This window comes from Ligilactobacillus equi DSM 15833 = JCM 10991, from assembly GCF_000615765.1.
Taxonomy (GTDB): Bacteria; Bacillota; Bacilli; order Lactobacillales; family Lactobacillaceae; genus Ligilactobacillus; species Ligilactobacillus equi.
This window is the reverse complement of record NZ_BAMI01000060.1, coordinates 1-11,523: the sequence shown is the minus strand read 5'-3', so window position 1 is coordinate 11,523 and position 11,523 is coordinate 1. Positions and strand designations below refer to the sequence as shown.

Genomic DNA, 11,523 nt, shown 5'->3' with positions numbered 1-11,523 from the left:
CCTGATTCCATAAATGCTGTAACTAAAGAAATTTTAAAGTTAAGAGTATAACTTTGGTTAGTACGTTTACTTTTAAGTCCTTCAATTCCTTGATATTTGTATAATAGACACCATTGTTGGATAGTTTTATTATTAATTGAATACTTTTTAGAAATTTCATATATACCTTTTTCCTTAGCCTCTTTTAAAATAGATAGTTTTTGTGCTGAATTAAATTTTGGTTTTCTTGCCATAAAAAATACCCTCCAAGTATCTAGATGATTTTGTATATTTCATCTGTATACTTAGAAGGTATTATAGCCTAAATCAAACTTGGGGGTTAATTGCTTATTCCGCCGTTTTAGCGAATTGTGCGTTGTAGAGTTGAGTGTAGAAACCGTTTTGAGCCATGAGACTGTCATGGTTGCCTTGCTCAATGATTTTGCCAGCTTTCATCACTAAGATACAATCAGCATTTTGGATGGTTGACAAGCGGTGTGCCACAATAAAACTGGTCTTATTTTCCATAAGTTTATCGAACGCAGCTTGAATTTTCAACTCTGTCCGCGTATCAATACTAGAAGTAGCTTCATCTAAAATTAGCATTGGGGGCATCTGCAACATCACCCGTGTGATACAGAGCAATTGTTTTTGACCTTGACTGAGAGATTCATCGGTAATGAAAGTATCGAGTCCTTGGGGTAATTGTTGAATAAATTCCCAAGAGTGAGAGTCTTTCGCCGCTTGGATGATTTCTTCCTCGCTTGCCTGAGGCTTACCCAATATGATATTTTCCCGGACGGTACCTTCCTTAATCCAAGTTTCTTGCAAGACCATTCCGAAGTTTTGGCGGAGAGATTTACGTGAAACTTCCTTAATTTTATAGCCGTCAATTTTGATATGATTTTTATCAGTATCATAAAAACGCATTAAGAGGTTAATGAAAGTCGTCTTTCCACAACCTGTCGGGCCGACCAAAGCTACTTTCATCCCAGGTTTGGCGGTGAAGTTAAAGTCTTGGATTAATGGTTTATCAGGATCATAGGCAAAGTCAACATGGTCTATGTCGATGAGTCCTTGAGCTTCAGGTAAAGCTTGGTCGGGATCGGGACTTTCGGGTTTGGCTTCGATTAAAGCGAAAACACGGGCGGCACAAGCCAGGGAATTTTGTAGCTCTGTAATGACAGAGGAAATATCATTAAAAGGCTTCATATATTGGTTAGCGTAGGCTAAAAGTACCGTTAAGCCCCCAACTGTTAAGGAATTAGCCATAATTCGTAAAGCACCGACTAAGGCCACTAATGCGTAGATTATATTATTGACGGCCCGAGTGGAGGGATTAGTCAGGGATGAAAAGAAGATGGCTTCTTGGGAGTAGGTTTGTAATTCTTGATTAACATGGGCGAATTGTTGAGAGGCTTGGACTTCGTGGCCGAAAGCTTTGACAATTTTTTCGTTCCCAACCATTTCGTTGATAAGGGCGGTTTGTTGGCCCCGGGTGGTTGTTTGTTTACGGAACATTTTGTAAGAACGTCCAGAGATATAACGGGCGACCAAGAAACTGACAGGTGTTAAAATCAGAACCATGGTGGTGATAATAAAGTCTTTGGACAACATAAAGCCAATGGTTACGAAGATAGCGACCACGCCAGAGAAGAGTTGACTGAAACCAAGCAAGAGCCCATCAGACAATTGGTCGACATCACCAATGATTCTTTGAACGGTGTCCCCGCTGGCATGGGAATCTAAATATTTAAGTGGCAGGCGTTCCACCTGACGAATAGCTCTAGCACGAATTTCTTGGATGGTATGGTAAGTTAGGCGGTTGTTAATCAGATTCATGACCCATGAGGCCACACCGGCAATTAGCAGTAAGACTAGAATTTGCCAGAGGTAGGCTTGGATTTGGGTGAAATGGACCTGACCTTGCCCGAGAATTTGATCAATAGCACGCCCGAAAATAATCGGGATGTAAAGTTGTAAGACTACAGACACACCTGCCAGGAAAATGCTCAGAATTAAGAGAAAGCGGTAGCGGGCAATGATTTTTAAAACTTTTTTCAAAGTTGTCAAACTATCGGTACGATTCATTTTAGTGACCGCCTTTCTTAGGGAATTGGGAGTAGTAGATTTCTTGGTAAACCTCACAAGTGGCCATTAAGTGGTCGTGGTTTCCTTGCCCAACGATTTGACCTTGATCAAGGACCAAAATATTATCTGCGGTTCGGACACTGGAGGTTCTTTGGGAAACGATAAAAATAGTCATTTTATGAACCAGTTTTTTTAAAGCGCGCCGTAACTTGAGGTCGGTCGCAAAGTCCAAAGCACTGGCCGAATCATCTAGGATAAGGATGTCTGGCTGTTTGACTAGGGCACGGGCAATCGTGAGACGCTGGCGTTGACCACCAGAGAAGTTACGCCCGTTTTGTTCGACTTGAGCATCGAGTCCGCCAGCCTTACCTTGGACTATCTCTTTGGCTTGAGCGACTTCTAGGGCTTGCCAAAGTTCTTGTTCGGTCGCATCAGGCTTTCCCCATTGAAGGTTGGAGCGGATGGTTCCTTCAAATAAAACCGCCTTTTGGGGAACAATGCCGATTTTATCAATTAATTGCCCTGCCGGATAGGCTTTAACATCGTGGCCCGCCACGGTGATTTTTCCATGAGTCGCATCGTAAAAACGGGCGAGAAGGTTGACCAGGGTGGATTTTCCACTGCCAGTTCCGCCGATAATCCCAATCGTTTGTCCCGTTTGAACACGGAAGTTAAGCTGGGATACGGCTTGGGCATCATTGTGATTGTAACTAAGGCTAACATCTTGGAAGGCTACGGCTAAGTCATTTTCTGCTGGTGTATTTAGTACTTGAGGATAAGTCATATCCGGTTCTAAATCTAAGACAGTTTGAATCCGATTAGCACAAGCGATTGCGCGGTTGATGGAGATTACGAGCGAGGCTAATTTGATTAATTCCACCACGATTTGCGCCGTATAGTTGTAAAGGGCCACCACGTCACCTTGAGCCATGTGTCCGAGATTGACCTGGATGGCGCCCCGTTGGATTAAGAAAATTGTGGCCACGTTAATAATGATGTAAGTAGCGGGGTTCATGAGGCAGATAGGCGCCCCACGAATTCATTAATCTTAGTCAGCGCGTGATTTTCTTGGTCAAATTCGGCAATTTCATCAGCTTCTTTCCCAAAAGCCCGAATCACTCGGACGCCGGTTAAGTTTTGGCGACTCGTTTTCGTGAGCTTATCTAAGGCATTTTGGCTTTTGGTATATAAAGGGATGGTAATTAACATGATTCCAAAAACGACCGCACTTAGAATTGGGATGGTAATCACGAAAATTATAGCGGCTTTGACATTAACGAAGAAAGCCATGACGACGGCCCCCAAAACGATAAACGGACTTCGCAAGAGAAGGCGTAAGGTTAGGTTCAATCCGTTTTGTACTTGGTTGATGTCGCTGGTTAAACGGGTAATTAAAGTATCAGTGCCGAGTTTATCCAGTTGTGAATAAGAGAGACGGCCAATATGGTCAAAGAGCGCTTGACGTAGCGAAGTTACACAACCGACACTGGCTTTGGCGGTGAACCATTGGGCCGTAAAAGAAAAGGCCATCCCAACGAAAGCCATGCCTAACAATAAGGCGAAACACCACCAAACGTAGGTGGAATTATGGTGACCAATCCCCTGATTAATAATGGCAGCGATGACTAGAGGAACAAACAGTTCCATCAAAGCTTCCAGTAATTTAAAGGCGGGAGCCAAAATGGCTTCTTTACGGTAATCAACTAAGTAGCTTAATGTTTTACGCAGCTGCTGCAAGATAAAACCTCATTTCTAGATAGTTTCTTAATTATTATGGTAAAGTCAAAATTTACATATGTAAAATATATATTATGCACTTGTTATTCAATAAATAAATATCACTACGGGGGATTTTCAACAGTTATGAAAAGTAAGCATAATTCTTGAAAAGCCAAGGAAAGTTCTATAAAATTAAAGAAAATATTAAGCATTAAAGGAGGAAAACATGGGGATTTTTAAAAAACTAGGCTGGTTTTTTAAAGCCGAGTGGAAAATTTACCTAGCTGGGGTGACGGCGCTTCTAGTCGTAGCTCTTAATAATCTGATTCCTCCCCGTTTAATCGGGGGTGTGGTGGATGCCATTGATAAGCATACCCTGAGCCCACAAATGCTGTGGTCTTATTTAGGACTCTTTTTATTTGCAGCCGTTTTTCAATATATCTTACGTTTTTATTGGCGGAAGTTTGTTTTTGGGGGTTCTGTCATTTTGGAAAAGAACTTACGCCGCAAACTTTTTCAACACTTTTTGAAAATGGACCAAACCTTTTTCCAAAAACACCGCATTGGGGATTTGATGGCCCATGCTACTAATGATATTGATGCCGTCCGTGATGTGGCAGGACCCGGGATTTTAACCTTAGCGGATTCCCTTTTCACGGGGCTTTCAACAATTATTGCCATGTGTTTCTTTGTTGATTGGCGTTTAACGCTTCTGGCGGTCTTACCCTTGCCACTGTTGGCCTTGATGGCGACCGTTTTGGGTAATAAGATTCATCAAGCCTTTGACAAGGCCCAAGCCGCTTTTTCCGAATTAAACAACAAGACTCAGGAAAGTATGTTAGGGGTTAAGGTGATTAAAACCTTGGGTCAAGAAAAGGAAGATGCGGCGGATTTTGAAAAATATATTGACCGCACGATTCAAGCCGACCGCAAGGCCTACTTTTTAGATGCGCTCTTTGATCCTTTTACATCTTTAATTTTGGGACTTTCTTATGTGGCCATTATTATTTTAGGTGGGTACTATGTTGTCAATGATGTGATTTCCATTGGACAGTTAGTGACGTTTATTTCCTACATGGCAGCTTTAGTGTGGCCGATGTTTGCGATTGGACGCCTCTTTAATATTTTGGAAAGAGGGAATGCCAGTTATGACCGAATTAGTAAACTGCTGGGGGAACAAGCCTCATGGGCACCTGCCAAGTTGACAGAAACTAAAGTTAAGGGCGACATTAACTTTGATATTGACAGCTTTGCCTTTCCAGGAGAAGCTGACAACAAACTTTACAATGTTCATTTTGAGTTAAAAGCAGGCCAAACTTTAGGTCTGGTGGGAGAAACAGGCTCCGGAAAGTCGACCATTTTGCGCTTACTATTGCGGGAATTTGACCATTATCAAGGTCAAATCACCATGGGTGGTCACGATATTCGTGATTACCAGCTGGATGATTACTCGGCTGCGATTGGTTATGTACCGCAAACTAATTTCCTTTTCTCAACAGACTTACGCAAGAATATTAGTTTTGCGGATGTGACAGCTGATGATGAAAGAATTAAGGAAGTGGCTTACTTGGCTGATGTTCACCGTGATATTGTAGCCATGGATGAAGGTTACGCAACCCAAGTCGGCGAAATGGGGGTCTCCTTGTCCGGGGGCCAAAAGCAAAGAATCGCTATTGCGCGGGCATTGTTGCCAGATCCGGAACTCTTGATTTTGGATGATTCCTTATCAGCAGTAGACGCCAAGACGGAAAATAACATCTTAGAGCGCCTCCACCAAACGCGGGCGCAAAAGACGACCATTATTTCTGGAAGTCGCTTGAGTTCTGTTAGTCAAGCTGATGAAATTTTGGTCATTTTAGACGGAACTATTGCCCAAAGAGGGACGCACGAAGAGTTATTAGCCCAAAAAGACGGCTGGTATGCTCAAACCTATCAACTTCAAGAAAAAAAGCCAAAGGGGGACGACTAAGTGGAAGATAAGAACCAGTCAGCTTGGGCCAAAGCCTTTAGTTTCCAAGATCAAAAGACGATTATCAAACGTCTCTTACCTTATACTAAACCTTATAAGAAGTACTTTATCACGGCCTTTATCTTTGCCTTTGGTTTAGCGGTCGTGAACGTGGTTTTGCCCCAAATCTTGCAGTACTACATGGACAATGTCCTCACCAGCAAGAATGTGGCCTGGAATGTTATTTTAGCCTTTGCGGGCCTATATTTTTTGGGGGTGATGGTCAAGGCCTTAACCCAATTTATTCAATTATTTGCCTTCTCGATGGGGGCCGAATACACTTTAGAAGCCGTGCGGGTAGCTTTATTTAAAAAGTTACATCGCTTAGGCTTACGGTATTTTGACAATACGCCTACGGGTTCGATTGTCTCGCGAGTGACTAACGATACCAAAACACTGTTTGATTTCTGGAATCTCTTTTTGACAATTGCGGTGGCACTGTTGTCAATGTTAACCGCCTTTGTAGCCATGTTGAGTGTCAATGTAACGATTTCGTTAGCGACCTTGCTTTTTGTACCGGTAATTTTAACGACGACCTATGTTTACCAAAAAATTTCGTCGAAAATCTACCGCACGATTCGGGAAGCCTTGAGTAAAATTAATACTAAAATCAATGAATCACTCTTGGGGATGGGCATTATTCAGCAATTCAACCAAGAAGAACGGATTTTAGGTGAATTTGATGAAATCAATGACTACTACGCCCAAAGACGGGCTAAGATGATTAATATCAATTCTTTTTTCCTCTTTCCAATTGTAACTTTGATGTATTCTTTAGCTGAAATTGTGGCTTTAAGCGTTTTTGGGATTGAAACCCAAAGTAACATCTTTGTTGAAGCGGGGGTCATCTATGCCTTCTTAACTTATGTCCAAAATTTCTTCAATCCTTTGAGTAATGTGATGGACTTCATGCCAGTTTTCCAAGATGGTTTAGTGGCGGGTTACCGGATTTTGAAAATTATGGATGATGACCGCCTGGCACCGCAACAAGCGGTCGATGAAACCGCCCAAATTACGGAAGGTAAGATTGAATTTAAAAATGTGACTTTTGCCTACGATAAAACCCCAATTTTGAAGAATATTACCTTTACGGCGCTCCCGGGTCAAACTGTGGCCTTGGTTGGTCACACGGGTTCAGGTAAAAGTTCAATTATTAATGTGCTCTTACGTTTCTATGAATATATGGACGGGGAGATTTTGATTGATGGTCACGATTTGCGGACTTTTTCGCATGAAGAATTGCGCCAAAAAACGGGGCTGGTCTTACAAGATCCTTTCCTCTTTTATGGTGATATTGCCTCAAATATTCGCATGTTTGACCAAAAGATTAGTGACGAACAAGTTCAAGCCGCGGCCAAATTTGTACGGGCGGATGAATTTATCGAAAAACTTGATGGCAAGTACCACGCCAAGGTTTCCGAACGGGGGACAACATATTCTAACGGGCAACGCCAACTCTTAGCTTTTGCGCGGACGATTGTGCGGGACCCCAAGGTTTTGATTTTGGATGAAGCAACTTCCAATATTGATCCCCAAACGGAAGAAGCAATTCAAAATGGTCTTAATCAGATGCGACAAGGGCGGACAACGATTGCGATTGCGCACCGCTTATCTACGATTAAGGATGCCGATTTAATCTTGGTGCTTGATAAAGGTGAAATTGTCGAACGTGGTAACCACGAGCAGTTGTTAGCGCAAGGTGGTTACTACGCTGATTTATATCAAATGCAGTTAGCAAAAGAATAAGCATAATCTCCAGTCATTAGGCTGGGGATTTTTGGTATAAAGAAGGGGAGTCTTTTTGAAAAAACAGCATATTGTGAAATAAATAGCTAATGACATTAGTCGAATATCCTCGCAACTGGCTTGGCCATGCTATAAAATCTCCTGCTGCAAGCCTCCTTACTGTACTGAAAAACTAACAAGTTAATTTTTTGTATGGCAAAAAGAGCTAACCAATCGATTAGCCCCTTAACACTAGTGTCTTGTGCGTTGCACAATTAGGAACATTATATCACAAATAAAAAATCTGGCAACATGTCTAGCTTTTTTGTGATTTGTCCTAAAAACAATTATTTATGTGTTACAATCGTTAATAGACAGAAAGTTATAAGGCGGTGGTTGTAACTTTTGAAAGGAGGTTTTTCGTACGGAAAATTTTCACGAAAGGAAACAACTTTGTGTTCAGTTTCAGCGACCTAATGGCGTTTGGAATGTTTCTACTTGCATTGTTGACTTATCTCGACAATCGCAACAAAAGGTAACCACAAAAAAACCGCTCTTCGTAACTTTGGCCAGGTTATTGAGCGGTAATTTTATTGCAATGTAACTCAAACCACCGTCTTAAACGGTCTGTTTGTCAAAGGATGATTGTAAAGCAATCGTCCTTTTTTCGTTACCATTATACGTTCTTTTTTAACCGAATGCAATGATTAAGTTGCTATCGATGGCGGAAAGTTAAAGACAATACAAGAAATTCGGATTAAAGAGAGATAAGCATAATCTCCAGTCATTAGGCTGGGGATTTTTGGTATAATGAAGGAAATTAATGAGGGGGAAAGAAGATGTCTAAACCTAAGGTAGCCTTTATTTGTGTTCACAATTCTTGTCGGAGTCAAATTGCCGAGGCTTTGGCCAAGCGGGATTACAGCGCTGTGTTTACAGCTTACTCAGCGGGAACAGAAACCAAATCACAAATTAATCAAGATGCTGTCCGGCTAATGAAAGCACGCTATGGCATAGATATGGAAGCCGACCAGTATTCTAAGCTATTGACTGATCTTCCGACGGTCGAGATTGTGGTGACGATGGGCTGTAATGTTTCTTGCCCAAGTTTACCATGTCGCTATCGTGAAGACTGGGGACTAGATGACCCTAGTGGTCAAAGTGAGGCAGCTTTTTTAACGACCATGGACCAAATTGAAAGTAAGTTGGCTGACTTAGCTAAACGAATTGAACAAGGTGTGATTTGACGGTTACTCAGTAATTTCAGAATTTCTCCGCTTAAAGGAGACGAAACCATTTAGCTTGCTTATATACTTTAAAAAACGGTGTATTTGGGCATGATGGCTATGTTGGTGAAGCTGATAGAGTGTATATCAATGTTTAATAACAGCAATGGAATTTTCATTTTTTTGAATATTACATTAACTTGGACGATATAAAAATTAAGTGAATTTGAATCTATTTCAGGTACGTCGAGAGATTATGTTAGGTGCTGTTTGTAAAATTGTGTGAAGATGAGTTTTATAGAGAAAAGTTTTAAATTATTATAGTGAATATCACTAAAAAAGCCTTCCCCGTTTTTGGGAAGGCTTCTTTAAGTTAATTAATTTTGGACAGCTTTTTTGAGGACAGCTCTGAGTTCGGGGTCGACAGCGTAGATGTAAAGACCGTGAACTCCACGGGTTAGGAGGACATTGAGCTCATTTTTGATAAGTTCTTCTGCAAAACTTTGTTTAGAACCATCTGCTAAAGTTCGTTTTTGATTAGCGTCTTTGTTTGCATGTTCGTTTTTATCGAAAACAATGTGACCATCGCGATATTTGACTGAAGGACCGATAATTACACCAGCATAATTAAGATCAAAACCTTGAACTGTGTAGGTTGAACCAACTTCATTGATAGTTTCAGGCTTTTCTGCCCAGGATAAATCCTTGTAGTTGATGTTATGATGTTTTTTATGCTTGATTTGGTTGTTCCAAGGAAGTTTCCAGTCATCAATTTTAACCATCCAGAGTTCATCATCTTTTGGTTTAGACGCAGAACTAAATTTCCAGTCGAAAGTTGCAATTATACGTGAAATACCATTGGCATAATTACTATCAGCATCCTGCTTGTTTTTTAAGCGAATGGCACTTTCTAAGGCTTGTGGAGTATCGAAAATCTTAACTTCATAGCGGGTACTGTTAGTTTTTAGAGTACCGACTGTTTGTTTGTCAACGATACTTCTAATCCAATTGATGGTGTGCTTATCAGCATCAATACGCATTTGATTCTTTAATACGATAAGGTTATCGTTTTTTCGCGCTTGATTTTCTAATTTGGTGATATCGTCAGCTTCTAGGATTTGTTGAGTGCGGAGAATTTGATTTTTATCAAAGATAATGACGACTACACGGGCCAATTTTAGTAAATCTTGAAGTTGGTTTTTACCACGGTAAGATTGTTTACCTTGCGTCCAAAGTAGGTGTGCTTCGTCGACAAGGACAACATCTACGGGGTGGCTAGCATTATTGATAAAGACGGTAGGTTTAGTTACTCGACTACTATCAAAGCTGAGTTTTTTCGCGATTGTTTGGTAAACTTTGACTTGTTCATCGTGGTTAACCATTAAGTGTACATCAATGTTACGGTCATCTTGAAGTAAGTCGTTAAAGATACTACTGAGGAGAACGGTTTTACCAGATCCGGCCTCTCCTGTAATCATAATTAATTGACCAGTTTCTTTCATTTTCGAGTGCCGTGTCAATTTTTTCCATAACTACATTGCGAGCAATTAGTTGCTCTTGTTTAAGCTTATGAAAGGGCGAACTTTTGAAAATTGCCAAGTCACGGATAGTGCTTAGGGCTGGAAAGAGTTCCTTATTTTTTTTATGTAGTTTAGTCCAAATGGCGTTGAAAATACTGTCCAATTCTTCAACAGGATAGTATTCACCTTGTTGGTTAGTCCGACGGTTGTAAATTTTTATAACATTATCCACGGTGCCAAGGTGTAACATCAATTGATTTTCTATATCTAGGGTTAGTGATTTATTGAAGTGTTTGTGAGCAATAACGTATATTTGAGCAGTTTTTGATTTAGATAGGGAATTCCAATCATTTCTACTTTTAGGATCGTCAATTAAGTGCTGAGTAGTTCTTTTAGCGATATTATTGGTTTCTCCGATATAAACAGCATATTGATTTTTACCATTTTTGCTCTTGTCATTAATAATATAGACGGTAGGATATTGGTAAAGATAACGATTATCGTGGCCATCTTTTTGAGCGTTATCGCGCAGTTGTTGTAGGCCTGTTTGGTTGTAGGGAAATTCTTGGATAATAACTTTATTAGACATATTATTTTTAACTCCTTAATCAAAATTCCATGATCACTTTTGATTTTTTCGAATTTTATTAAGAATAATTTCGTTAGGATCGACGTTGAGTTTGTCGCACATATAGAGTAAGTAAATCATGGTGTCAGCAATTTCTTCCTTTAAGTCTTCGATATTTTTATAATCCAACTCTGGTTTCCATTGGAATAATTCGAGGATTTCACTTGCTTCGATACTAACTGAGAGAGCGAGATCTTTTAAGTTGTGATACTTGTCCCATCCTCGATCAGTTCGGAATTTAATAAGTTCTTGCATTATATCTTTATCCATTGAGCTTAGCCTCCGAAAATGATTTTAGATTTATTTTACCCTAAAATTGTGCATATTAACAAGATTACAAAAGCCGTTTTAACGTTGGTTGTCACTTCGCTACTCCCCTGTAGGTAGCTATTGGTGTAGATGCTATTATATTTTGGGGTATAGCACGGAATTAACTAAGATAATAAGATTTTCGATTTTTATCAATGTCGACAAGCATAACAGAAATTAGGCATAATAAAAAACCGCTCTTGTTAACTTTGACCGGTTTCATAAGCGATTTTTATTAATTGTTTTGTAATTTGGTCAGCGTCTTAAACGGTCTGTCAAGGGATGGGTGCTATCAACGCCCATCCTTTATTTTTATCA

General features: G+C 40.3%; 10 protein-coding genes. 3 read left to right on the top strand and 7 right to left on the bottom strand.

Annotated features, from left to right (window positions below):
* The 4 genes from JCM10991_RS13710 to JCM10991_RS16630 all read right to left on the bottom strand — a co-directional run.
* On the bottom strand, positions 1–233 hold a 233-nt coding region (locus tag JCM10991_RS13710), incomplete at its 3' end, for a helix-turn-helix domain-containing protein (protein WP_025021393.1).
* Between the two features lie 94 nt (positions 234–327).
* Complete coding sequence (locus JCM10991_RS10090) at positions 328–2,070, bottom strand: ABC transporter ATP-binding protein (RefSeq protein ID WP_035188781.1); 1,743 nt, start codon at positions 2,068–2,070, stop codon at positions 328–330.
* Between the two features lies 1 nt (position 2,071).
* Positions 2,072–3,085, bottom strand: a complete 1,014-nt coding sequence (locus JCM10991_RS16635; RefSeq protein ID WP_439645943.1) for an ABC transporter ATP-binding protein — start codon at positions 3,083–3,085, stop codon at positions 2,072–2,074.
* On the bottom strand, positions 3,082–3,807 hold the full coding sequence (locus JCM10991_RS16630) for an ABC transporter permease (RefSeq protein ID WP_439645942.1): 726 nt from the start codon (positions 3,805–3,807) through the stop codon (positions 3,082–3,084). Before JCM10991_RS16630 ends, JCM10991_RS16635 begins: the two co-directional genes overlap by 4 nt.
* A gap of 208 nt (positions 3,808–4,015) precedes the next feature.
* Here JCM10991_RS16630 and JCM10991_RS10080 point away from each other — a divergent pair, with 208 nt between their 5' ends.
* The 3 genes from JCM10991_RS10080 to JCM10991_RS10070 all read left to right on the top strand — a co-directional run bounded on the left by JCM10991_RS10080 (position 4,016) and on the right by JCM10991_RS10070 (position 8,769).
* A complete protein-coding gene (locus JCM10991_RS10080) occupies positions 4,016–5,758 on the top strand; it encodes an ABC transporter ATP-binding protein (RefSeq protein ID WP_025021391.1) in 1,743 nt (580 codons plus the stop codon).
* Positions 5,759–7,543: an ABC transporter ATP-binding protein gene (locus JCM10991_RS10075; protein WP_025021390.1), complete on the top strand. Its 1,785-nt coding sequence runs from the start codon at positions 5,759–5,761 to the stop codon at positions 7,541–7,543.
* A gap of 818 nt (positions 7,544–8,361) precedes the next feature.
* Positions 8,362–8,769 (top strand): arsenate reductase ArsC, encoded by a 408-nt coding sequence (locus JCM10991_RS10070; RefSeq protein WP_025021389.1) that lies wholly within the window; start codon positions 8,362–8,364, stop codon positions 8,767–8,769.
* A gap of 356 nt (positions 8,770–9,125) precedes the next feature.
* On the opposite strand, the gene JCM10991_RS16465 is transcribed toward JCM10991_RS10070, so the two are convergent.
* From JCM10991_RS16465 to JCM10991_RS13695, 3 genes are read right to left on the bottom strand one after another with little or no spacing between them, the layout of a single operon-like run.
* On the bottom strand, positions 9,126–10,226 hold the full coding sequence (locus JCM10991_RS16465; protein WP_369384729.1) for a DUF2075 domain-containing protein: 1,101 nt from the start codon (positions 10,224–10,226) through the stop codon (positions 9,126–9,128).
* Positions 10,198–10,857 (bottom strand): GIY-YIG nuclease family protein, encoded by a 660-nt coding sequence (locus JCM10991_RS16460; protein WP_369384728.1) that lies wholly within the window; start codon positions 10,855–10,857, stop codon positions 10,198–10,200. The genes JCM10991_RS16465 and JCM10991_RS16460 overlap by 29 nt, the downstream gene beginning before the upstream one ends.
* Before the next feature lie 33 nt (positions 10,858–10,890).
* Positions 10,891–11,166, bottom strand: coding sequence for a nucleotide pyrophosphohydrolase (locus JCM10991_RS13695; protein WP_035188780.1), 276 nt, complete (start codon positions 11,164–11,166; stop codon positions 10,891–10,893).
* Positions 11,167–11,523 lie beyond the last annotated feature (357 nt).